At 67.4% G+C, this 23,933-nt stretch carries 20 protein-coding genes; 10 read left to right on the top strand and 10 right to left on the bottom strand.

The features are described 5' to 3' along the window. Positions 1–27 precede the first annotated feature (27 nt). Entirely contained in the window at positions 28–996 is a 969-nt protein-coding gene (locus LH400_RS02980) for a sugar-binding transcriptional regulator (RefSeq protein WP_229151146.1), read from the bottom strand. 202 nt (positions 997–1,198) lie between these two features. Between LH400_RS02980 and LH400_RS02975 the strand changes: the two genes are divergently transcribed. The 10 genes from LH400_RS02975 to LH400_RS02930 all read left to right on the top strand — a co-directional run bounded on the left by LH400_RS02975 (position 1,199) and on the right by LH400_RS02930 (position 13,092). Further along, complete coding sequence (locus LH400_RS02975) at positions 1,199–2,176, top strand: sugar-binding transcriptional regulator (RefSeq protein ID WP_229151145.1); 978 nt, start codon at positions 1,199–1,201, stop codon at positions 2,174–2,176. A 57-nt stretch (positions 2,177–2,233) separates the two neighbouring features. Further along, complete coding sequence (locus LH400_RS02970) at positions 2,234–3,676, top strand: ABC transporter substrate-binding protein (protein ID WP_229151144.1); 1,443 nt, start codon at positions 2,234–2,236, stop codon at positions 3,674–3,676. A 148-nt stretch (positions 3,677–3,824) separates the two neighbouring features. Then, on the top strand, positions 3,825–4,769 hold the full coding sequence (locus tag LH400_RS02965) for a carbohydrate ABC transporter permease (protein ID WP_229151143.1): 945 nt from the start codon (positions 3,825–3,827) through the stop codon (positions 4,767–4,769). A 12-nt stretch (positions 4,770–4,781) separates the two neighbouring features. Further along, the gene (locus LH400_RS02960; RefSeq protein WP_229151142.1) at positions 4,782–5,639 is read left to right on the top strand and encodes a carbohydrate ABC transporter permease; all 858 of its coding nucleotides are present in this window, start codon (positions 4,782–4,784) and stop codon (positions 5,637–5,639) included. A 5-nt stretch (positions 5,640–5,644) separates the two neighbouring features. Then, positions 5,645–6,772 carry an ABC transporter ATP-binding protein gene (locus LH400_RS02955; RefSeq protein ID WP_229151141.1) on the top strand — a complete coding sequence of 376 codons (1,128 nt, stop codon included), beginning with the start codon at positions 5,645–5,647 and terminating at the stop codon, positions 6,770–6,772. A gap of 298 nt (positions 6,773–7,070) precedes the next feature. Next, positions 7,071–8,210, top strand: a complete 1,140-nt coding sequence (locus tag LH400_RS02950) for an ABC transporter ATP-binding protein (RefSeq protein ID WP_229151140.1) — start codon at positions 7,071–7,073, stop codon at positions 8,208–8,210. After that, on the top strand, positions 8,207–9,787 hold the full coding sequence (locus LH400_RS02945; protein ID WP_229151139.1) for an FGGY-family carbohydrate kinase: 1,581 nt from the start codon (positions 8,207–8,209) through the stop codon (positions 9,785–9,787). The genes LH400_RS02950 and LH400_RS02945 overlap by 4 nt, the downstream gene beginning before the upstream one ends. Next, positions 9,787–10,830: a 2-hydroxyacid dehydrogenase gene (locus tag LH400_RS02940; protein WP_229151138.1), complete on the top strand. Its 1,044-nt coding sequence runs from the start codon at positions 9,787–9,789 to the stop codon at positions 10,828–10,830. The genes LH400_RS02945 and LH400_RS02940 overlap by 1 nt, the downstream gene beginning before the upstream one ends. Positions 10,831–10,879: 49 nt before the next feature. Beyond that, the gene (locus LH400_RS02935) at positions 10,880–11,557 is read left to right on the top strand and encodes a class II aldolase/adducin family protein (RefSeq protein ID WP_229151137.1); all 678 of its coding nucleotides are present in this window, start codon (positions 10,880–10,882) and stop codon (positions 11,555–11,557) included. Between the two features lie 14 nt (positions 11,558–11,571). Beyond that, a complete protein-coding gene (locus LH400_RS02930) occupies positions 11,572–13,092 on the top strand; it encodes a glycerol-3-phosphate dehydrogenase (protein WP_229151136.1) in 1,521 nt (506 codons plus the stop codon). Between the two features lie 34 nt (positions 13,093–13,126). On the opposite strand, the gene LH400_RS02925 is transcribed toward LH400_RS02930, so the two are convergent. The 9 genes from LH400_RS02925 to paaA all read right to left on the bottom strand — a co-directional run bounded on the left by LH400_RS02925 (position 13,127) and on the right by paaA (position 23,873). Next, positions 13,127–13,966, bottom strand: coding sequence for a TIGR01459 family HAD-type hydrolase (locus tag LH400_RS02925; protein WP_229151135.1), 840 nt, complete (start codon positions 13,964–13,966; stop codon positions 13,127–13,129). Between the two features lie 220 nt (positions 13,967–14,186). Then, positions 14,187–17,264 carry an SEL1-like repeat protein gene (locus LH400_RS02920; protein WP_229151134.1) on the bottom strand — a complete coding sequence of 1,026 codons (3,078 nt, stop codon included), beginning with the start codon at positions 17,262–17,264 and terminating at the stop codon, positions 14,187–14,189. A 320-nt stretch (positions 17,265–17,584) separates the two neighbouring features. Beyond that, positions 17,585–18,199 (bottom strand): acyltransferase, encoded by a 615-nt coding sequence (locus tag LH400_RS02915; RefSeq protein ID WP_229151133.1) that lies wholly within the window; start codon positions 18,197–18,199, stop codon positions 17,585–17,587. Between the two features lie 3 nt (positions 18,200–18,202). After that, complete coding sequence (paaZ, locus tag LH400_RS02910; RefSeq protein ID WP_229151132.1) at positions 18,203–20,248, bottom strand: phenylacetic acid degradation bifunctional protein PaaZ; 2,046 nt, start codon at positions 20,246–20,248, stop codon at positions 18,203–18,205. A 1-nt stretch (position 20,249) separates the two neighbouring features. After that, positions 20,250–21,326, bottom strand: coding sequence for a ferredoxin--NADP reductase (locus LH400_RS02905; RefSeq protein WP_229151131.1), 1,077 nt, complete (start codon positions 21,324–21,326; stop codon positions 20,250–20,252). A gap of 1 nt (position 21,327) precedes the next feature. After that, positions 21,328–21,813, bottom strand: coding sequence for a 1,2-phenylacetyl-CoA epoxidase subunit PaaD (gene paaD / locus LH400_RS02900; protein WP_229151130.1), 486 nt, complete (start codon positions 21,811–21,813; stop codon positions 21,328–21,330). Between the two features lie 4 nt (positions 21,814–21,817). Next, a complete protein-coding gene (gene paaC, locus LH400_RS02895; RefSeq protein WP_229151129.1) occupies positions 21,818–22,567 on the bottom strand; it encodes a 1,2-phenylacetyl-CoA epoxidase subunit PaaC in 750 nt (249 codons plus the stop codon). Next, positions 22,567–22,851, bottom strand: coding sequence for a 1,2-phenylacetyl-CoA epoxidase subunit PaaB (gene paaB, locus LH400_RS02890; RefSeq protein ID WP_229151128.1), 285 nt, complete (start codon positions 22,849–22,851; stop codon positions 22,567–22,569). The genes paaC and paaB overlap by 1 nt, the downstream gene beginning before the upstream one ends. 47 nt (positions 22,852–22,898) lie before the next feature. After that, positions 22,899–23,873 (bottom strand): 1,2-phenylacetyl-CoA epoxidase subunit PaaA, encoded by a 975-nt coding sequence (gene paaA / locus LH400_RS02885; protein WP_229151127.1) that lies wholly within the window; start codon positions 23,871–23,873, stop codon positions 22,899–22,901. Positions 23,874–23,933 lie beyond the last annotated feature (60 nt).

Here is a 23,933-nt window from a genome sequence, read left to right as displayed (position 1 = left end):
GGCCCTGCGTATGCGCGGACGGCTGTCTCACGCCGGCCGGTTGAGGATTGCCTGCGCCGTCGGCTCGTCGGTGACGAGATGGGTGACATAGCCGCCGATCATGGCGCCGCGCATGGCGGCGACGCGTTCGGGGCCTGAGGAGACGAGGATGCCGGCGGACAGGCCGCTGAGGCCGTCCGGCGTGATCCCGATGATCCGCTCGTCGATCGGCCCCGGGACATGGCGGCCCGCAACGTCGATGAACCGGCCGCAGACGACGCCGACGGCGCCTTGGCCCGCATAGGCTTCGAGGTCGTCGAGCGTGGCGATGCCGCTGGTGACCACATGGCTGTCGGCGGACATCGAGCCGACGGCGAAGATCGCCTTGCGCATGCGTTCGAGGAGGTCGAAATGACGCTGGATCAGCGGTTCGGCCCGCAGGACCGCGGCGGCCTCAGGGCTCGACAGGGCCGCCGGCGCATAGAGATTGACCACCTTGCCCGACAGCTTCAGCGCGACATTGGTCGAGCAGCTTTCGGCGGTGAAGATGTACGGCGTCGGCATCGAGCCGACCATCTGCACGACGGTGAGGTCGGGGACGACCCGCGGCAGCATCTTCTCGGCCATCGCGAAGATCGTCTGGCCCCAGGCGATGCCGACGATGTCGCCGCGCTCGATGAGGTCCGGGACATAGCGCGCCGCCGCGAGCGCCACCGCGCTCTGTGAAAAGGCCGGGCCCGGCACCACGAGGACGTCGGCAAGGCCGAAGCGGTCGCGCAGCGCGCTCGCCAGCTTCTGCCGGTTGAAGATTTCCGGGCCGAGGCGGAGCTCGACCAGCCCCTGGTCGCGCGCCTGCTGAAGATAGTTGACCACGGTCGCGCGCGAGACGCCCAGCCGCTCGGCGATCTCGTTCTGGTTGCGCTCCTCGTTGTAGTAGAGCCAAGCCGCCTCCAGCACGTTGTCCTCGACCGTCCGGCCGCCCCGCACGCGGCGCAGCACTTCGTCGCGTCCGGTCATGGCTCCGCCTCCGACACTCGGTTCTGCTTCCTTCATTTCCCACCATGTCGGCGGGTCTTCTGCAACCATTGCGGCGCCGGTTCCGAAAATCCCGGCCGGACGGACCGCCGGCGGACTTGACAAACGGAGGGCAGGGTGGAAAATTTTGCGCACAATGAAAAATAATTCGCGGCGCACAAGAACGCTGCGGCGGGAGCGAGACATGAACGCCGAGGCGAGCCTCCCCCGGCTCGAGACCGACGAGGCCAGCCTCTCGGCTCGGGCCGCCTGGCTCTATTTCTCCGCTGGCATGACGCAGGGGCAGATTGCTAAGCGCCTCGGCGTCGCGAACACCAAGGCGCATCGGCTGATCGCAAGGGCGTCCCGCGAGGGGCTGATCCGGGTCTTCGTCGACGCCGAGGTGGCAAGCTGCATCCAGCTGGAGGACGAGCTCGCAGGCCGCTTCGGCCTCGGCTTCTGTCAGGTCGCGCCCGATCTGGCGGAGACGGGCCTGCCGCTGAAGGCGCTCGGGCTCGCCGGGGCCACCTTCCTGAAGAACGAGGTGGAGCGCGGCGAGCATGCGCTGATCGGCATCGGTCACGGGCGCACGCTGGCGGCCGCAGTGAATGCCATGCCGCAGGTCGCCAGCCACAAGACCCGCTTCGTCTCGGTGCTCGGCGGCTTCAACCGGCGCTTCGCCGCCAATCCCTATGACGTCATCCACCGGCTGGCCGAGCGCACCGGCGCCGAGGCCTATCAGATTCCGCTGCCGCTCTTTGCCAATACGGCGGAGGACAAGGCGGTGCTCCTGTCGCAGCCGGGCGTCGGCGAGGTCTTCGATCTCGCCTGTTCGGCAACGCTCGTGGTCGCCGGCATCGGCAGCGTGACCGAGGAGGCGTCGCTTCTGTCGAACCGGATGATCGGCCCGGAGGAAATGACGCTCTTGCGAGAGAGCGGCGCGGTCGGCGAACTGCTCGGCCACTATTTCGACCCCCGCGGGATGGTGGTCGCCGAAAGCTTCAGCCAACGGGCGCTCGCGCCCGGCATCGAACATCTCAAGGCATCGACGGTGGTCGCCATAGCCGGCGGCCGGGAGAAGATCGAGCCTGTGATGGCCCTGCTGCGGAGCGGGGTGCTCAACGGTCTCGTCGTCGACGAAATGACCGCCGACGCGATCGCGAGGGAGACTGCCTCGGACTGACAGACGCATCGTGGCAGCCGGTCCGATCGGCCCGGCACAACTGGGAGGAGACATGCCATGTATGAAAAGGAACGGGATCTCATCGACGCGTTGGCCCGCCGCCAGGTCGGCCGCCGCGAGTTCATGCGGCGCAGCGCTCAGCTCGGCCTCGGCACGGCCCTGATGAGCGGCCTCATGGGCCAGACGCTTACCCGGGCGCTGGCCCAGGACGGCAGCTTCGACTGGAAGAAGCACAAGGGCACCTCGCTGAAGCTGCTCTTGAACAAACACCCTTACGCCGACGCGATGATCGCCGACCTCGACGCCTTCAAGGAACTGACGGGAATGGACGTCACCTATGACGTCTTTCCGGAGGACGTCTATTTCGACAAGGTGACCGCCGCGCTCTCTTCCGGCTCGTCCGAATACGACGCGCTGATGACCGGCGCCTATCAGACCTGGACCTACGGGCCCGCCGGCTGGATCGTCGACCTCAAGGAGTACATCAACGACAGCTCCAAGACCTCCGGCGACTGGGACTGGAACGACGTTCTGCCGAACCTCAGGGCCTCGACCTCCTGGTCGGGCGTGCCGGGCGAGGCGCTCGGCGGCGACAATGCCAAGCAGTGGTGCCTGCCCTGGGCCTTCGAGCTGAACTCGATCAGCTACAACAGGCGCGCCTTCGACCAGATGAAGCTGGACCCGCCGACCAACCTTCAGGATCTGATGGACAAGGCGGCTCAGATCACCAAGGCCGAGAACGGCATGTACGGGATCGGGGTCCGGGGCTCGCGCTCCTGGGCGACGATCCATCCGGGCTTCCTGTCGGGCTATGTCAATTTCGGCGCGACCGACTTCAATGTCGAGGACGGCGTCCTCAAGGCCGCGATGAACAGCGACGCGGCCAAGGACTTCACCACGCAGTGGGTGAAGATGATCCAGGATTCTGGCCCGAAGAACTGGTCGACCTACACCTGGTACCAGGTCGGCAACGATCTGGGCGCCGGCGCCTCCGGCATGATCTTCGACGCCGACATCCTCGGCTATTTCCAGAACAATGGCGACACCAAGGAAAAGGGCAATATCGGCTTCCACGCCTTTGCCGCCAATCCGGACGCCAAGCAGCCGACGCCGAATGTCTGGATCTGGTCGCTGGCGATGTCGAACTTCTCCGGCAACAAGGACGCCACCTGGTACTTCCTGCAGTGGGCGACCTCGAAGCAGCATGACCTCTTCGGCGCGGTGAAGATGGACATGGTCAACCCGGTTCGCCAGTCGGTCTGGGACGATGAGGACTTCCAGAAGCGGATGCAGCAGAACGCGGGATATCTGGAGCAATTCCAGGCATCGGCGCCTGGGGCCAAGATCTACTTCACGCCGCAGCCTTTGTTCTTCGATGTGACCACCGCCTGGGCGGCGATGCTGCAGCAGATGGTGGCGAATGAAGTCCCGGTCGACGAGGGGCTCGACCAGCTGGTCGCCAACATCAACGACCAGATGAGTCAGGCCGGCCTCCAGTAAGCGTCGTCCTCCCAAGCCAGGCGCGGCCTTCTTGCGAAGGCGCGCCCGCGACGCGAAAGGACGCCGCCGCCCACGGCCGGCGGCGTCTCCCGGATCTTCGTCCGAGCGGCCCGGTGGGGCGGCCCGGACCCGTTGCCAGGGATGCGACATGACGACTGCCGATCATGCCACAGCCGAGCATGCGAGCGCGGAGAAGCCGCTGACGCGGCGCCGGCGCCTTAAACTGCTGCCCTATCTCCTCAGCCTGCCGGCCCTTCTCGTCACGGTCTGGATCGTCATCCCGTTCTTCACGGCGATCTACTATTCGCTGCTGCGCTACCGGCTCTCCCTGCCGCAGCTGCGCGGCTTCGTCTGGTTCGACAACTATCTGAATTTCCTCACCGACGGGCGCTTCTGGTACACGGTCCAGGTGTCGCTGCTCTATACGGTGCTGACCGTCGTCGTCGAACTGGTGCTCGGCCTCGGCATCGCGCTGCTTCTCCAGCGTTCGACCCGCTTCAACAATCTCGCGGCGATGCTCCTGCTCCTGCCGCTGATGGTCGCCCCGGCGCTTGCGGCCTTGATGTGGAAGCTGATGACCAACCCGAACTTCGGCATCCTCAGCTATCTCGTCAGCCTCGTCGGCATCACCAATTTTCGCTGGGCCTCCGACCCCTCCTCGGCGCTGTTCACCGTCATCCTGGTCGACGTGTGGGTCTACACGCCCTTCATCATGGTCCTGCTCCTCGCCGGCCTCAGATCGCTTCCCAAACAGCCCTTCGAGGCGGCGGCGCTCGACGGCGTGCCGCGGACCTTCGTCTTCTTCCGCATCACCTTGCCGATGCTGATGCCATACATCCTGACGGCTTCGCTGTTCCGCATGCTGGAATCGATCCAGCAGTTCGACATCGTCTACGCCATGACCCAAGGGGGGCCGGGCAACACGCTGACCGTGTTCCAGGTCGAGGCCTACCTTCAGTTCTTCCAGTTCACCAATGTCGGTCGCTCGGCGGCTCTCCTGATGGTGCTCTGGGCGATCACCTTCGCGCTGTCGAACGTCTTCGTGAAGAACTGGCTGCGCCTGCGCGAACGCGCCCACGGCGCGGTGGCCTGAGGGGAGGAAGACATGCAGCACACATCCACCGGCGAGCGCATCGTCCGCGGTATCCTCATCACCTTCGCGCTGACCTTCTTCCTCTTTCCGATCTTCTGGATTCTCCTGATGAGCTTCCAGACCAATGCGCAGATCCTCAGGATCCCACCGAGCATCCTCTTCTCGCCGACGCTGGAGAACTACGTCTCGCTGATCACCGGCGAATTGAAGACCGCGAGCGGCATCCTGAAGCTCGCCTTCATGCAGAACCTCCTGAACAGCCTGATCCTCTCGGTCGCCTCGGTCGCCCTCTCGCTGCTGCTTGCCGTGCCGGCGGCCTATGCCTTCGCGCGCTACAAGTTCCGCTTCTCCGAGGACATCGCCTTCACCCTCCTGTCCTTCAAGTTCGCGCCGCCGCTGCTCGTGCTCCTGCCGCTGACGATCTATTTCCAGCAGATCGGCCTCGCCAACACCTATCTCGGCCTGATCTGGGTCTATCAGCTGATCACCCTGCCTTTGATCCTGTGGATCGTGCGCGGCTATTTCGAGGACATCAGCCCGGACATCGAGCACGCCTACCGCATCGCCGGCCATTCCTGGCTGCGCTCCTTCCTGAAGATATCGATCCCGCTGGCCATGCCCGGGATCGCGGCGGCCGCGCTCCTGTCCTTCATCTTCGCCTGGAACAATTTCGTCTTCGCGCTGGTGCTCGCCTCCGCCGACAAGCAGCCGGTGACCGTCGGCGCGCTCGCCTTCGTCACCGCCTCCGGCATCCAGTACGGCCAGATCGCCGCCGCCGTGGTCATCTCGATCGCGCCGACCCTGGCGCTGGCGCTCTTCGCCCAGCGCTACCTCGTCGAGGGCCTGTCCCTCGGCGCGGTGAAAGGCTGATCCTCATGGCGACCCTCACCCTCGACCGCGTCACCAAGCGCTACGGCAAGGAGACCGTGCTCGACCAGGTGTCGCTCAGCGTCGCCGACGGCGAGATCGTCTCCGTCTTCGGCCCCTCCGGCGCGGGAAAGACGGTGCTCCTGCGCCTCATAGCCGGCATGGCGGAGCCGGAGGAGGGCGCCATCCTCGCCGACGGCGAGGATCTGATCGACATCGCGCCGGAGGACCGCGCCGTCGGCATGGCGTTCCAGAACTTCGCGCTGTTTCCGCACATGACGGCCTTCGACAACATCGCGAGCCCGCTCGTTGCGCAGCGGCTCGGCCGGGAGAAGGTGGCCGAAGGCGTCCACCAGATCGCCAAGCTCCTGAAGATCGACCATGTGCTCGGCCATGCGCCGCGGGCATTGTCGAACGGGCAGAAGCAGCGGACCGCGCTCGCCAGGGCGCTGGTCGCGGCCCCGAAGATCCTTCTCCTCGACGACCCCTTGCGCAATGTCGACGCCAAGCTGCGCTTCGAGATGCGGCTCGAACTGCCGCGCCTCCTTCAGCGCTTCGGCTCGACCGTCCTCTACGTGACCCAGGACTTCCGCGAGGCGATGGCGCTGGGAGACAGGATCGCCGTCCTCCTTCGCGGCAAGATCGCGCAGATCGGAACCCCGGAAGAGATCTACGACCGGCCGGCGAATATCGAGGTCGCCGAACTGTTCGGCGATCCCGGGATCAACCTCTTCGAGGCCGGTGTGGAGATGATTGGCCGCCATACGGCCGCCGTCACCGGAAGGGCACGGCTGCCGCTTCCGTCGGGCTTCGAGCAGGCTGCCGGCCGCAGCGTCACCATCGGCGTCAGGCCCGAGCATGTCGGTTTCGCTTCGGAAGGAGCCGAGGGCGCGTTCAAGGTCCGCGTCGCCGCGCTCCTGCCGCTCAACGACCGCATGGTGCGCCTGCTCGTCACCGAGGACGGCCGCGAACTCTACACCTCGCGCGAGCCGGACGGTGCGGCGATGGAGGAGGGTGCGCATGGCCATGTCGCCGCCGACCCGGCCGCGCTGATTGTCTTCGACCGCCAGAGCGGCCGGCGGATCGCGTCGCGAGAATCCGAATTTGCGGGTCCGGCGTCGCAGGAAAACCTGTGAGGATGAGGGATGAAATGATGTCGCCGTCTTCTTCTCTCGCTATGGCCGCGTTGCACCCCCCTCTGGGCTGCCGCCCATCTCCCCCACAAGGGGGGAAATCGAGCTCTCCCCAACGCCGGCGTGAGACATCGAAAGCCGAAGCTTCCGCAGACTCCTGTGGTTTGGGCAACCGGTCGGAGCTTCCAATCTCCCCCCTTGTGGGGGAGATGTCCGGCAGGACAGAGGGGGGTGAGATCAGCCGCAGCTTGAGCACGACCTGTCGCGATGCTTTTCCCAAGACGCCCGCGAGGGACCTCAAATGACCGCGCAAGTCGTCCTCGACGCCGTCAACAAGGTCTACGGCGCCAGGAACAAGAACCCGATCTATGCGGTCCGCGACTTCTCGATAAGGATCGCGCCGGGCGAGATCGTCGCGCTGCTCGGATCCTCCGGCTGCGGCAAGACCTCGACGCTACGCATGATCGCCGGCTTCGAGGAGGTGACCAAGGGCGAGATCTTCATCGGCGAGCGGCGGATCCACGAGCTGCCGCCGGCCCAGCGCGGCGTTGCCATGGCCTTCGAGGGCTATTCGCTCTATCCGCCGCTGACGCTGCGCGAGAACATCGCCTTCGCGCTGAAGGCCGAGAAGCTCGGCAGCGCCGAGACCGATCGGCGGGTGCAGGAGATCGCGCGGCTCTTGGAACTCGAGCCGCATCTCGACCGCTACCCTTCGACGGTCTCCGCCGGCCAGCAGCAGCGCGCGAGCCTTGGCCGGGCCCTCGTCCGCAAGGCGGAACTCTATCTTCTCGACGAGCCGATGGGCCAGCTCGAACCGCAGCTGCGCGCCGTCCTGCGCGGCCGGCTGAAGCGCTATCTGCGCGAGCACGGGCTGACCGCGATCCTCGTTACCCACGACCAGACCGAAGCGAATGCTCTGGCCGACCGGATCGCGGTCATGGAAGGCGGCGTCCTGCAGCAGTTCGCCTCGCCGGCCGAGCTCAAGAACGCGCCGGCGAACCTCTTCGTCGGCACCTTCATCGGCGAGCCGCCGATGAACGTCTACCGGGTCAAGCCGGCAATTTCCGGCGGACGGCTGTCCTTGCGGTCGGAGGGTGAGGAACTCTTCGGCTACGAGGCCGGCGCCGTCAGCGACGAGGTCCTCGGCCTGATGGCGCGGCAGGGCGAGGTCGTGGTCGGCGTTCGGCCGTCGGATGTCGTCGTCGGGTCGGAGGGCGCGCCGGCCGAGATCGTCTCCAATCAATGGATCGGCGACCAGACGCATCTGGAATCGTCCTTCGGCGGCGGCGTCATCGTCGCCACCATCCCGGATCGTTTTGCGGCTCGCGTCGGCGCGGCGATCCGCGTCGACGTTCCGGCCGATCGCCTGCATGTCTTCGCCTCGCAAGGCCAGGCGCTGGCGCATGGGCGCCGCGTTGCAGCGAACGGGGCGGGGGCATGACCGGCGGTCCGATCCTCGTCGGCATCGATGCAGGGACTTCGGTGATCAAGTCCGTCGCCTTCACGGCCGAGGGCGAGCAGATTGCGAGCGCCGCCCGCCCGAACCTCTACCGGCAGGTCGACGGCGGCGGCGTCGAGCAGGACATGGCGAGGACATGGCGGGACACCGTCGCGACCCTTAAGGATCTGTCCGAGCAACTGGGCCCGCGCGCGAAGGATATCGCCGCGATCGGCATCACCGGGCAGGGCGATGGCACCTGGCTCGTCGATGCCGAGGGAGAGCCGGTCGCACCCGCCTGGCTGTGGCTCGACGCGCGCGGCGCTGAGGAGGCGCGGCGCTTCGCGGCGAGCGCGGCGCATGCCCTTCATTACGAGCACACCGGCACCGGCATCAGCACCTGCCAGCAAAGCATCCAGCTGATGGTGATGAAGCGCCGCTTCCCGCAGCTCATCGAGCGGGCGGCGAGCGCCATGCACTGCAAGGACTGGCTCTATTTCCGCATGACCGGCGAGCGCGTCACCGACGTCTCGGAGGCCCAGTTCACCTTCGGCGATTACCGGACCCGCGACTACAGCGACGCGGTGATCGACAATCTCGGCCTTGCAGGCCTGCGACGGCTGCTGCCGCCGATGATCGACGGCCGCCGTACGTCGCATCCGCTGCTCGCGGAGGTCGCGGGGGCATCGGGCCTTGCGGCCGGCATTCCGATCGTGCTCGGCTATGTCGACATCGTCGCGACGGGTATCGGCGGCGGCCTCGTCGGGGACAAGCGCAATCTCGGCCTGTCGATCCTCGGCTCGACGGGAATCCACATGCGCTACGTCGCCGGGCCCTCGGAGGTCGTCCCCAATCCGCAGCGCAGCGGCTATGTCATCCCGCTGCCCTCCGAGACCGCGCTGACGCAGTTCCAGTCGAACATGGCGGCGACGCTCAACATCGACTGGATCGTCGGCCTCGCCGAGAGCGTCCTGGAGACTGAGGGGCTGGAGCGGGACCGTCGCTCGCTGATCGCTCGCCTCGATGAGCGGGTGACCCGGGCCGAACCGCTGTCGGCGATCTACCACCCCTATATCTCGGAGGCCGGCGAGCGCGGGCCGTTCATGGATCCGCTCGCCCGGGCGCAGTTCACCGGCCTTCACAGCCGGGCGAATTTCGACGATCTGATGCGGGCCGTGTTCGAGGGCCTCGCCTTCGCCGCCCGCGACTGCTTCGAGGGCGCCGGCGGCCTGCCGGACGAACTGCGGGTGACCGGGGGAGCGGCGCGCTCCAAGGCGATGCGTGCCATCCTCGCCAGCGTCCTCTCTTGTCCGGTGCGCCATGTCGAGCGGGAGGAGGCGGGCGCGGCCGGTGCCGCGATGATCGCGGCGCTCTCGCTCGGCCTGTTCGAGACGCTGGAACAGTGCAGCGCGGTCTGGATGGACGGGAGGCTGTCGGCCGAGACGCTCCCGGACGAAGCGCTGGCGCCCTGTTACGACGAGGCCTTCGGTCTCTATCAGCATATCAGGCGGACCCTGCCGCCCGTGTGGAGCCGCCTCGCTTCACTGCGGGCGGGTGTTTTGGCGAGGGGAGCGGCGTGATGGCCCGGTGCATCGCGATCATCGGCGACAATTTCATGCTGCCGGACATGTTCGCCGCGGCGATCGAGGAAGCCTGCGGCGGCCGCGAGCTTGCGGTGGACCGCCACACATTGCCCTGGCCGGACGAGCCGATGGAGCACGGCTATGCCGTCGCCGGCCTCGCCGGGCTGAAGGAGTATCAGGGGAGCGCCGAGGAGACGATCGCGATGATCGGCGAGGCCGAGCTGCTGGTCACCCATCTCGCGCCGCTCTCGCGGGAAATGTTCGAGCGGCTGCCGTCGCTGAAGTTCGTCGCGGTCTCGCGCGGCGGCCCGGTCAATATCGACATGGAGGCCGCGCGCGAGCATCGGGTGAGGGTCGTCAACACGCCGGGGCGCAATGCCGGCGCCGTCGCCGAGTTCACGATCGGCGCGATTCTCGCCGAGACGCGCAACATTTCCCGCGGCCACGATGCGCTGCGGCGCGGCGACTGGCGCGGCGATCTCTACCGCGCCGATACGACCGGGCGGGAACTGTCGGAGATGACGGTCGGCGTCGTCGGCTACGGCCAGATCGGCACGCGGGTTGTGAAGCTCCTTCGCGCGTTCGGCTGCCGGATCGTCGTCACCGACCCCTATGTCCAGCTCTCGCGCGACGATGCCGAGGCCGGGGTCGAGCACGTCGCGCTCGGCGACCTGCTCGCGCGCTCGGACGTCGTGACGCTGCATCCGCGCGTCACCGCCGAAACCACCGGCATGTTCGACGCCGATGCCTTCGCCCGCATGAAGACCGGCGCGAGCTTCGTCAACACCGCGCGCGGCCCGCTGGTCGACTATGAGGCGCTCGCCGACGCGCTGGAGCGCGGCCATCTGCGCGGAGCCATGCTGGAGACCTTCGCCATCGAGCCGGTGCCGGCGGACTGGCGGCTCCTGACAATGCCGAACGTGACGCTGACGCCGCATATCGCCGGCGCCTCGCTGAGGACCGTGAAGATCGCGGCAGGTCAGGCCGGCGAGGAGGTGCGCCGCTATCTCTCCGGCGAGCCGCCGGTCAATCCCTGCTGATGCGGCCCGGCGCCCGCATGGCAGACTTTCCCGTCAAGGAGTGACAGACATGGCCAACAAGAGCGAAACCTCCCTGCGCAAGGCGATGGTCGAGAAGGCCCGCTGGATGAATGCGAGCGGCCTCAACCAGGGCACGTCGGGCAACATCTCGGCCCGCTCGGGCGACAGGATGCTGATCACGCCCTCGGCGACGCCCTATGATTCGATGACGCCGGAGATGATTGCCGCGATGCCGCTGGAAGGCGATTACGGCTCGTGGGAGGGGCCGCTGAAGCCGTCCACCGAGTGGCGCTTCCATCTCGACATCATGCGGGCGCGGGCGGATGTCGGCGGCATCGTCCACACCCATTCGACCTATGCCACCGTGCTCGCCATCGCCCGCAAGCCGATCCCCGCCTGCCACTACATGATGGCGGCCTTCGGCGGCATGGACATCCGCGTCGCCGACTATGCGACATTCGGCACGAAGGAGCTGTCCGAGGCGGCGCTGCGGGCGCTGGAGGATCGCACGGGTTGCCTCCTCGCCAATCACGGCATGATCGCCACCGGCGCCAATCTCGACAAGGCGATGTGGCTCGCCGTCGAGCTCGAGACCATCGCCAAGCAGTACTACCACACGCTCCTGATCGGCGGGCCGGTGCTGCTTCCCAAGGAGGCGATCGACGAGACGGTGAAGTCCTTCGGGTCCTACGGCCTGCAGGATCACGACAAGAAGAACGCGGCCTGAGCGCCGACCGGCCGATGCGCGATCTCGGCAGCGTCGACCTTCTGGTCATCGGCGGCGGCGTCAACGGGGCGGGGATTGCCCGCGATGCCGCGGGCCGCGGGCTCTCGGTCGTTCTCTGCGAGAAGGGCGATCTCGCCGAGGGGACCAGCTCGCGCTCCGGCAAGCTCGTCCATGGCGGCCTGCGCTATCTCGAATATTACGAGTTCCGGCTGGTCCGCGAGGCGCTGAAGGAGCGCGAGGTGCTGCTCAAGACGGCCCCGCACATCATCTGGCCGATGCGCTTCGTGCTGCCACATTCTCCGGAGCAGCGGCCGGCCTGGCTGATCCGGCTGGGCCTCTTCCTCTACGATCATCTCGGCGGCAGGCGAACGCTGCCCGGCACGCGTTCGCTCGACCTGCGCTCGGCGCCGGAAGGCCGGATCATCGAGGAGAAGTTCACCCGCGCCTTCGAATATTCCGACTGCTGGGTGGACGACGCCCGGCTCGTCGTCCTCAACGCGCTCGATGCCAAGGAGAGGGGCGCGGTTGTCCTGACCCGCACCGAGGCGGTTTCCGCCGCGCGCGAGGGCGATCTGTGGAGGGCGACGCTGAAGGCGGCGGACGGGACGCGCTTCACCCTCGCCGCGAAGGGCGTGGTCAACGCCGCCGGACCCTGGGTCGACCAGGTGATCCGGACGGTGACGCGCAACAATTCGTCGCGGCGCGTGCGTCTCGTGAAGGGCAGCCACATCGTGACCCGGAAATTCTGGGAGGGAGACCAAGCCTATCTGTTCCAGAACACCGATCGCCGGGTGATCTTCGTCAACCCCTATCTCACCGACCTCACGCTGATCGGCACGACCGACATCCCCTATGAGGGGGATGCGGGCGACGTCTCGGTGGAGGAGCGCGAGATCGACTACCTCCTCGCGGCGGTGAACCGCTACGTGAGGACGAAGCTTTCGCGTTCCGACGTGCTGCACGCCTTTTCGGGCGTCCGCCCGCTTCTGGAGGACGAGGCGGACAATCCCTCGGCGGTCACGCGCGACTATGTCTTCGACGTCGACCAGATAGACGGCAAGGCGCCGCTTATGTCGATCTTCGGCGGCAAGATCACCACCTATCGCGAACTGGCCGAGCGTGGTCTCGACCGCCTGAAGCCGTTCTTTCCCGAGATGAAGCCGGCCTGGACCGCGACGGCGCCATTGCCGGGCGGCGACATGCCGGACGCGGACTTCGACCGGTTCGGTGCGGATTTCCGTCGCCAGTACCCATGGCTCCCGGACGAACTCGCCCGGCATTATCTCCGGCTCTACGGGACGCGGGCGGAGCGGCTCGTCGCCGGGGCGGACAGCCTTGCCGGTTTGGGACGTCATTTCGGCGGGCTCTTCTACGAGCGCGAAGCGGAATATCTGATCGCCGAGGAGTGGGCGGTCTTCGCCGAGGACATCCTGGAACGCCGCACCAAGCATGCGCGGATGCTGACGGCGGACGAAACCGCCGCCTTCGGCGCATGGCTGGACGCGCGCGAGCATCGGAGCGGCGCAGATGGGTGAGCGGGCCGCCAGGAGGAACTCGCCGCGCCGCGTCCTACCAGCGCAGCGCCGCAAGGTGATGATCGGCGCTGAGCTTCGCCTCGCGAAGCCGCGCCGCAATCTCCTCTTCGCCGACACCGTCCAGTATTCCCGTCCGCACCAGGGCCCGGGCGGCCCCGAAGCCGGCAGCGCCGGCGACGTCGTGGTCGATGCTGTCGCCGACGCACAGGATCCGCGACTTCGGCGTATCGGGCACGAGGACGTGCGCGGCCTCGTAGATGTCACGGTAGGGCTTTCCGACGAAGGTGACCGGGCCGCCCATCGACGCGTAGATGTCGGCGAGGGCGCCGGCGGCAGGAACGAGGCCGGACGGCGTCAGCATGTGGCGGTCCGGATTGGTGCAAAGGCACGGCACGCCCCGCTCGGCGGCCGGGCGCATGCGCGCCTCGTATTCGGAGATCGCGATTCGGCCGGCCTGGCTGCCGGCGACGACCACGATATCCGCCTCGGCTCCGGTTTCGACCCGCGAAAAGCCGAGCCGGTCGGACAGGTTGAAATCGTCTTCGCTCGAAATGGTCAGGCAGCGAAGCCTGCGGCCGACGGGCAGGGGAATGCGTCCGGCTTCCAGAAGCGCGATCGCGACGTCGCCGGAGGTCACGCAGGCGAGATAGCGTTCGCGCGGCACGCCGAGGCGCGCGAGCCGCGCCTCGTTGAAGGCGGCGGGCCGGCCCGAATTGGTAATGAACAGGACGGCCTTGCCGAGGCGTGAGAGCCTTTCGATCGCCTCGGCCGCGCCGGGATAGCTGCTTGTGCCGTCATGGACCACCCCGAACTGGTCGAGAAAGAAGGCGTCGTAGCGATCGGCAAGCGTTGCGATGCCGTCAAGGAGTTCCATTGGCGGCCTCACGCGGCGATTGCAGGGAAAAGCGCAAGCCGCGTCGCGTCCGCGCCTCGCATGCGCCCGACACAGCGGCCGGGACGGGTGCAAGGCCGGGTGAGCGGCCCGGGCCGGCGATCGTTGAGCCCCGGCAGGGCGCACGGCATGGTCTGCATCTGGTCCGCTCGCTCCGTCGTCTCGAACTCCGAGGCGGGATCTGCGTGCAGGCGGCCGAGTTTCAAGGGTTGCCGAGGGCCGGAAGAGCGTCGTCTTCGGCCGAGCGCGTGTCGGGCGCGGCGCCGTCGGGAGAGGCCCCAAGCGCCGCCAGTTTCGCCCTAGCCTCGGCGCTGCCGCTGGCCGCCGCGCGCTGATACCATTGGATCGCCTGCGTGCGATCCTGCCGGAGGCCGTCGCCCGACATCAGAAGATCGCCCAGCCGCAGCTGCGCCGGCGCATGCCCGGCTTCCGCTGCCTGGATGAACAGGGCCGCCGCCGCGACCTCGTCCTTCGGAACGCCGCGGCCGGAACGATAGAGTTCGGCAAGCAGACCGAGCGCCTCGGCCTCGCCCTTGGCCGCGGCCCGCCGCGTCCATCTGGCCGCCTCCGACGCGTTACGGGCGAGTCCACGGCCGTCGAGCAGAAGCGCGGCGAGGCGGGTCGCCGCCTTGTCCTGTCCGGCTTCCGCCGCCTTTCGGTACCACTGCGCGGCATCGCGCTCGTCCTTCGCGACGATCTCGCCGGCGCTCAGCATCTCGCCGAGCCGGTACTGGGCATCGGCTTCGCCGGATTCGGCCGCCGCGCGGATGAGGTCGGCGGCCTGAAGCGGGTCTGCCTTGCCGCCGCGGCCTTCGAGCAGCATGGTACCGGCGAGATACTGGGCGCGCCGGTCCTTCTGCTTGGCGGCCGCCAAGAGCCAGATCAGCGCCTGTTCGTCATCGCGTTTGGCTCCCGCCGATCCGTTGAGATAGCTGAGGCCGACCTGGCGCTGGGCCTCGACATTGCCGGCTTCGGCCGCCTCGCGGTAGAGGCTGAGCGAGCGTTCGACATCTCTCGCCCCGCCGGCACCGTCCCCATAGAGCTTGGCCAGAGCGATTTTGGCCTCCGGGACCTTCTGCTCCGCCGCCTTTTCCAGCCAGATCCGCGCCTCGGCAGCGTCCTTTTCGATGCCGCGTCCGCTCATATAGGCGAGGCCGAGGCCATACTGGCCGAACCGATTGCCGGTATCGGCAGACATGCGAAGCCATTTCAGCGCTTGCGAATAGTCCTGCCGCGTTCCGCGTCCCTGGGCGTAGTGGACCGACAGTTGGGCCTGGGCATCGCCATCGCCGCTTTGCGCGGCCTTGGAAAAATAGTCGAACGCCTGCCTGTCGTCCTGTGGGACGCCGTCGCCGTTCCAATAGGCCCAGCCGAGGGTGGTCTGGGCCGGGGCATAGCCGCCCTCGGCGGCCTTCCGGAACCAGCGCAGCGCCTCCGCGCGATCCTTTGGGACCCCGCGGCCGTCGTCATAGAGGCGGGCGAGATTGTCCTGCGCGACGCTTTCGCCGGCCTCTGCCGCCTGGCGGTAGAGTTCCGCGGCCTTCGCCTCATCCTTCTCGACGCCGAGGCCGGCGGAATAGAGGTAGCCGAGGTCGACCAATCCGCCGGTATCGCCCTGTGCCGCGGCCTTTTCGTACCATTGCCGGGCCTCGGCATAATCCTGCTTTACGCCGAGGCCCTGCTCGTAGAACTTGCCGAGATTGACCTGCGCCGCGGCGAAACCCGCTTCGGCGGATTTGCGCACCCAGGGGATGCCGGCGGCAGTGTTCGCCTCGGTCCCCGTGCCGTAGATCAGGCGGAATCCGTAGCTGTTTTCCGCGTCGTGGTCGCCCGCCTCTGCAGCCTTACGGAACCATTCGAGGGCAGCCGCCTCGTCCTTGGCGATGCCGGTGCCTCCGGCCAGCCGCCAGGCAAAGTTTCGCTGGCCGTCGGAATCGCCGCCCTCGGCCGATTTTCTGAAGAGCTCTGTCGCCTTTTCGGCATCGGCCTCGATCCCGCCCCTGCCGTCGGCGGTGAACACGCCGACCATGTTGGTGGCGAAGACATTCCCCGCCTCGGACGCGCGGCGGTAGAAGTCGAGCGCGGTCACATCGCTCTTTTCGAGGCCGGCGCGACCGGTCTCGTGGAAATTGCCGAGCCACATCAGGCTGTCGGCATCGCCTGCCTCGGCCGCCTTCTGGAACAGGCCGAGCGCCGCGACGTCGTCCTGTTCGACCCCGACACCATTGGCCAGCCGCCAGGCGAGATTACGCTGACCGTCGACGTCGCCGGCCTCGGCCGCCTTGCGGAAGAACGGAATCGCCCTCTCGGCGTCGGCCGTCAGCCCGCCCCGGCCGTCGGCGGTAAAGACCCCGACCATGTTCGCGGAAAAGGCGTTCCCGGCTTCGGAAGCGCGGCGATAGAAGTCGAGCGCGGTCTCGTCGTTCTGTTCCAGGCCGCCGCGACCGTTCTCGTAGAAGCTGCCGATCCACATCAGGGCGTCGGCGCTGCCGGCCCCGGCGGCTTTGCGGAACCATTCCAGGGCCGCGGCCTCGTCGCGCGGGGCGCCATTGCCGTCCTGCAGCATGTAGCCGACCTCGACCTGTGCAGGGGAAAGGCCGGCTTCGGCAGCGCGCTGGAGGAGTGCGAACGCCTTTTCCGAGTTGGCTTCGAGTCCGCCCCGGCCGTCCCTCTGCATGAGGCCGACGCCATAGAGCGCCCAGGACGTCCCGGAGTCCGCGCTCGTCTGGAAGTAGGCCAACGCCTTGGAATCGTCCTGTTCGACACCAAGGCCGCTCTCGTACATCTGGCCGAGATCGTATTGCGCTGCCGGGTGGCCGGCCTGCGCCGCCTGCTCGTAATATCTCACCGCCTCCGGAAAGCGCTGGGCAGACCGGTAGGCACGCGCGAGCTGGAAGGCGTAGCGGGGCGTCTCCGGATGCGCGGCGAGCGCCGCCATGCAGACGGGGATCGCCCGCTCGAAGGCGACGGCGTTGGGGTCGCGCTCGCCGGTCAGCCCGTCCGGCCGGGTCATGTCGTCGGGATCGGAGGCCAGGGCGTCGCAGGTTGCGACCGCCTGGCCGTCCGCGCCTCTCGGGGCCTCGACCGTAGCGCCGGCCTGCCGCTCGGATGGTCCGAGCGGGGCCGTCACCGTCCCGTCGGGAAAGCGCGATGTCGCGCCGGCGGTTGCTGGCGCAAGGCAGATCGCCGCGGCGACGAAGGCCGCACCGCAGGGGGCGAGAACATGCAAGAGGAAGCGCGATGCTTCCCTGCCGCCGGAATCAATAGTTGAAGACTGCATCGCACGAGATTCCTTCTTCCCTATGGGAAGATGGTAGCACGAATGGCGGCTGTTGGATCGAATTAGACGTTTGCGCTCCGTCCGGAGCGAGAGTCGGGTCGAACGTCGACACCGAAAATTCAGAAGACGCAGAAGGATAGTCGATGTCTTTCGACTTCGACACTTGCCGCAGGGGTATCCGCAATGACGGCATCGGATGCAGGAGTGTGGAAGGGTCACCTCACGGTCTGCGAGCGGATCATCAGGTGCGGTCGACCGAGAATGTTACGGGATATACTGCGCCCGGCGCGGTTCGGAGGAACGTCCCCATGTGTCACTCGTCAGTCGGCGGGGCTCTCGCGCATGACATATTTCGGGTCGTAGTCCGGCGCCTTGATCCGGCCCCTGCCGGATTCTTCGGCCGCGAGCGGCTCGGCCGGAACGAGCTTCGCCCCGGCTTCGGCCGCGAGGCGGTTGTAGACGCCGGTGCCCTCGGTCTTCCAGCGCACCTCCTCCTCGGTGACCTCACGCAGGATCCGGGCCGGCGCGCCGACGACCAGCGAGCGCGGCGGCACGTCCATGCCGGCCTTGAGGAAGGCGAGGGCGCCGACGATGCTCTCGGCGCCGACCACGACGTCGTCCATCACCACCGCGTTCATCCCGATCATGGCGTTGCGGCCGATCCGGCAGCCGTGCAGCACCGCACCGTGCCCGATATGGCCCATCGCCTCGACCACCACCTCCTTGTTCGGGAAAGTGTGGACGACGCAGGTCTCCTGGACGTTGGCGCCTTCGCCGATCGTGATCCGGCCGAAATCGCCGCGAAGGACGGCGCCGGGTCCGACATACGACCGGGGTCCGACCAGCGTGTCGCCGATCAGGATCGCGTCCGGATGGACGAAGGCGGACGGGTCGATCACCGGGATGAAGCCGTCGAAGGCGTAGACCCGCGCCATCGCTCAGGCGTCTCGCTGGGTCTTCGCGACCATGGTCAGGACGTCGTACTGCGCGACGACTTCACCCTCGTCGCGGGTAACGGTGCAGTCCCAGCGTACCTCGCCGTAGTCCTCGGTCTCGCGCGGCGTGATCTCCTTCGCCGTCAGCTGCACCTGCAGCGCATTGCCCGGATAGACCGGCGTCATGAAGCGCAGATTGTCGACGCCGTAATTGGCGAGTACCGGACCTTCCGCCGGCTCGACGAAGAGGCCGGCCGCGAAGGAGACGATCAGATAGCCATGCGCGACGCGGCCCTCGAAGAACGGGTTCCGCTTTGCGGCCGCCTCGTCCATATGGGCGTAGAAGGTGTCGCCGGTGAATTGTGCAAACCGCTCGATGTCCTCCAGCGTCACCACTCGCTTCTCCGTGACGATCGTGTCGCCGAGCTCGAGTTCGGCGAGCGACTTGCGGAACGGATGCTCCCCGCCGGTCCGGCGGCTGGCGCCGGGCATCCAGCGGCCGACCACGGCCGTCAGGAGATCGGGCGTGCCCTGCAGGGCGGTGCGCTGCATGAAATGGTGCACCGAACGCATGCCGCCGAGTTCCTCGCCGCCGCCGGCCCGGCCCGGCCCGCCATGGATCAGCTGCGGCAGCGGCGAGCCGTGGCCGGTCGAGCTCTTCGCCGAGGCGCGGTTGCCGAAGAGGATGCGGCCGTGCAGCCTAGCGATGCCGAGGCCGAGGGCCCTGGCGTTCTCGGCATCGTCGGTGAAGATCGAGGCGACCAGGCTGCCGGCGCCGCGATTGGCGATCGCGACGGCGTCGTCCATCGTCTCGTAGGCAAACAGCGTCACCACCGGTCCGAAGGCCTCGACCTCGTGCGGGGCCGTCGCGTTCAGCGGATCGTCGCAGACGAGGACGCAAGGGGAGAAGAACGCGCCCTCGGGCATCGGAGACGTCTCGGGATCACCGATGACGATCCGGGCTTCCGACGCGAGCTTCCTGACCGAGGCGCGGACCTCCTCGACCTGGGCGAGCGAGGCGAGCGGTCCCATCCGGGTGCCTTCCTCGCCGGGATGGCCGATCACGGTCTTGTCGATGCGGGCCTTCAGCGCATCCACGACGGCGAGAAGATGCTCCGCCGGGACGATGGCGCGGCGGATCGCCGTGCACTTCTGCCCGGTCTTCGCCGTCATTTCGCGATGGACTTCCTTGACGAAGAGGTCGAATTCGGGCGTTCCCGGCTCCGCGTCAGGCGCCAGGATCGAGGCGTTGAGGCTGTCGGCCTCCGAGGTGAAGCGCACCGAATTCTCTATCACCGCCGGCGTCGCGCGCAGCTTCCTGGCGGTCGCCGCCGAGCCGGTGAAGGTGACGACGTCCTGGCAGGTGACGTGGTCGAGGAGGTCGCCGGTCGAGCCGCAGATGACCTGCAACGCTCCCTCCGGCAGGAGGCCGGTCTCCAGGATGCGGCGGACAACGAGTTCGGTCAGATAGGCGGTCTGGCTGGCCGGCTTGACGATCGCCGGCATGCCGGCGAGCCAGGTGGGGCTCAGCTTCTCCAGCATGCCCCAGACCGGGAAGTTGAAGGCGTTGATGTGGATCGCCACGCCGTGCATCGGCGAGAACACGTGCTGGCCTATGAAGCTGCCGTCCTTGGACAGGATCTCCGGCGCGCCGTCGGCAATGACATGGCCGTTCGGCAGTTCGCGCCGGCCTTTGGAGGCGTAGGTGAGAAGCGTGCCGATGCCGCCCTCGATGTCGATCCAGCTGTCGGAGCGCGTGGCGCCCGTCGCCGTCGAGAGGGCGTAGAACTCCTCCTTCAGCTCCAGGAGTTTCAGCCCGAGCGCCTTCATCATCAGCGCCCGCTCGTGGATGCGCATCGCCCGCAGCGCCGGACCGCCGACGTCGCGGCCATAGGCCAGCGCTTCCGCCATGTCGATGCCAGCCGCGTTCAACTCGGCCACCGGATGGCCGGTCGCCGCATCGAGGACCACCGTGCCGTCGCCATCGCCCTCCTGCCAGCGTCCGGCGAGGAAGCTCTTCAGCCGGATCGGCCGGGTGCGGTCGAGCATGTCAGTGTCCTTCGTATTCGATCGTGATTTCGTCGCTGACCGGATAGGACTGGCAGGTGAGCACCAGGCCGCGCTCCACCTCGTAGTCCTCCAGCGCGTAGTTCTGCGCCATCTCGACCTCGCCGGACTTCACCCGGCCCATGCAGGTCGAGCAGACGCCGTTGTGGCAGGAGAAGGGCGCGTCGATGTCGTGCTCGCGCGCCGCGTCCAGCACCGACTGCCCCTCGCGCGGCATGTCGAAGCTGTGCGGCACGCCGTCGATGATGATCGTCGCCTTGACCATGTTGCCGATGGCGCGCGCGGCATCCGCCTTCGCCTTCTGCTTCGCCCGGCCGGGCTGGGCGCTGCCGAAGAGTTCGAAGCGGATCTTCTCCTTCGCCATGCCGGCTTCCTGAAGGGCGGCCGAGACGTCCTTCATCATGGCCTCTGGCCCGCAGATGAACGCCATTTCGGCATCCTCCGGGCGAATCCATCTGCCGAACAGAGCGCGGCACTTGGCGGCATCGATGCGGCCGGAGAAGAGCTCGATCTCCTGCGCCTCGCCGGAAAAGACGTGGACGACGTTGAGCCGGTGGAGATAGCGGTCCTTCAACTCGCCGAGCTCGCGCCGGAACATCACCTGCGAGACCGAGCGATTGCCGTAGACGAGGGTGAAGCGCGCGTCCGGATCGCCGGAGAGCACCGACTTGACGATGGCGAGGATCGGGGTGATCCCGGAGCCTGCGGCAAAGCCGAGGAAGTGGCGCCCGGCGGTTTCCTCGGGCGCGCCGAAGCGGCCCTCAGGCGGCATCGCCTCCAGCGTCTCGCCGACCGCGAGCCCGGATTTGGCGTAGCTGGAGAAGGCGCCGCCCTCGACCCGCTTGATGCCGACCTTCAGGACGCCCTCGCCCGGCGCCGCGCAGATCGAATAGCTGCGCCGCAGCTCCTCGCCGTCGAAGCGGCGGCGGAAGGTGAGGTACTGGCCCGGCGTGAAGCGGAAGCGCCCGACATCTTCGGGGCGTGGCGCCAGCGTCAGGACGACGGCGTCGCGGGTGTCGTGGGCGATGTCGGTGACGGTGAGGGGATAGAAATCGGCCATCTCAGATCGCCTTGAAGTAGTCGAAGGGTTCGAGGCATTCGCGGCAGCGGAACTGCGCCTTGCAGGGCGTCGAGCCGCGGGCGCTGATCACCTCGGTGTTTTGGGAGCCGCAATGCGGGCAGGCGGCCGTCTGCGCCGACAGCATGCCGGCGCAACTCGCCGCGGCGACCGCCGGCGGCGCGATGCCGTAGGCGTGGAGCTTCTCGCGGCCTGCTTCGCTGATCCAGTCGGTGGTCCAGGCCGGCGAAAGCTGCTGGCGGACCTTGACCTTGCCGGCGCCGCGCCGGGTCAGCTCGGTCTCGATGTCGAGCGCGATGACGAGGGTGGCGGGGCAGCCGGAATAGGTCGGCGTGACCGTCACCACCAGCGTTTCGTCCTCATAGGCGACGTCGCGTACGATGCCGAGATCGACGAGGGAGATGGCCGGGATTTCCGGGTCGGGGATCTCGCCGAGCCAGTCGCGGACCGTTTCAAGGGATGGCTGCATCGGGCTACCAGGCGACGCCGGGATAGGCGCGCTGCAGGTACTGCATCTCCGCGAGGATGTAGCCCATGTGTTCGGAGTGGACGCCGTTGCGCCCGCCGGTGCGCGACAGCCCGCTACCGGGAAGCGTAAGATTCGCCCTGGCCATGGTCGCGGCGGCCTCGGCCCTGAAGGCGCTCTCGATCGCCGCTGTATCCGGCAGCACGCCCTTTTCCGCAAGCTCCTCATCGACCGCGTCGGTGCCGAGAAGGTCGGCGGTGAACGGCCAGAGCGCGTCGAGCGCGTCCTGCATGCGCCTGTGGCTCTCCTCGGAGCCGTCGCCGAGCCGAATCACCAGGTCGCGGGACCGCTCGAGATGGTAGCGCACCTCCTTGACCGCCTTACCCGCCAGGGCCTTCACGCCGTCATGCGTCGAAGCGGTCAGCGCGTCGAGCATGGGCAGGTGCCAGGCGTCGAACAGATATTGCCGCATCAGGGCGTGGCCGAAATCGACATTCGGCTGCTCGACCAGCAGGGAGTTCAGGAACTGGCGTTCGGTGCGCAGGAAGGCGATGTCGTCCGGCGTGCGGCCCTTGCCCTCGGCCTCGCCGGCGAGAGCGTACCAGAGCTGCGCCTGGCCGATCAGGTCGAGACCCATATTGGCGAAGGCGATGTCCTCCTCCAGCACCGGTGCATGGCCGCACCATTCCGCGGTGCGCTGTGCCAGGATCAGGCTGTTGTCGCCCATCCTCAGCGCGAAGGTGACGAACGCGTCCATCACATCGCCCCCACGTCCTTGGGGATGTCGAAGAAGGTCGGGTGCCGGTAGATCTTGCTCTCGGCCGGTTCGAACAGCTCGGCCGCCTCGTCCGGCGAGGAGGCGGTGATCTCCGCCGAACGAACCACCCAGATGCTCAGGCCCTCGTTGCGCCGCGTATAGACGTCACGGGCGCTGCGCAGCGCGATTTCCGCGTCCGGCGCATGCAGGCTGCCGACATGACGGTGCGACAGCCCGTGCTGGCCGCGGATGAAGACTTCCCAGAGGGGCCATTCCTTGCTCATCGACACATTCCTGCTTTCTAGTGGCCCGCTGTTCTCTCGGCCGCCCGTCACTCGGCGGCGACGGCCATCGGCCGCTGTTTCTCGGCATGCGCCATCAGGCCGTCGCGGAACCAGGCGCCGTCGTCCCAGGCCTTGCGACGCGCCGCCAGCCTTTCGCGGTTGCACGGGCCATTGCCCTTGATGACCTCGAAGAACTCGGTCCAGTCCGGCTCGCCGAAATCGTAGCCGCCCTTCTCCTCGTTCCAGGCAAGCGCCTCGTCGGGAACGGTGAGGCCCAGCCACTCGGCCTGCGGGACGGTCTGATCGACGAATTTCTGGCGCAGCTCGTCATTGGTGTTCTGCTTGATGCCCCAGCGCATCGACTGCTCGGAATGCACCGAATCCTTGTCGGAGGGGCCGAACATCATCAGCGAAGGCCACCACCAGCGGTTCAGCGCGTCCTGCGCCATCGCCTTCTGCTCGTCCGATCCCTCACAGAGCGCGCGCATGATGTCGAAGCCCTGGCGCTGGTGGAAGGACTCCTCCTTGCAGATACGGATCATCGCGCGCGAATAGGGGCCGTAGGAGCAGCGCTGCAGCGGCACCTGGTTCATGATCGCGGCGCCGTCGACCAGCCAGCCGATCGCGCCGATATCGGCCCAGGTCAGCGTCGGATAGTTGAAGATCGAGGAATATTTGGCCTTCCCGGCCAGAAGCTGCTCGGTCATCTCGTCGCGCGAGATGCCGAGGGTCTCGGCCGCGCAATAGAGGTAGAGACCGTGTCCGGCCTCGTCCTGCACCTTGGCAAGCAGGATCGCCTTGCGCTGCAGGGTCGGCGCGCGCGTGATCCAGTTGCCCTCGGGCAGCTGGCCGACGATCTCGGAATGGGCGTGCTGGCTGATCTGGCGGATCAGCGTCTTGCGATAGCCCTCCGGCATGAAGTCCTTCGGCTCGATCCGGATGTCGGCATCGATCCGCTTCTGGAAGGCGATCTCCTCGGGCGACTGGCCGGCTTCACCGGATTCGACGAGTTGCGCGTACATCTGCATCTCTCCCTGATTACCGGGCCTGCCCGAGCCATGCTGCACTGCATGAGGGTCGGC

The organism is Jiella soli (assembly GCF_020615385.1).
Lineage (GTDB): Bacteria > Pseudomonadota > Alphaproteobacteria > Rhizobiales > Rhizobiaceae > VKMB-3413.
Note: the sequence above shows the minus strand (reverse complement) of the source record. Positions and strands in the feature narration are given on the sequence as shown.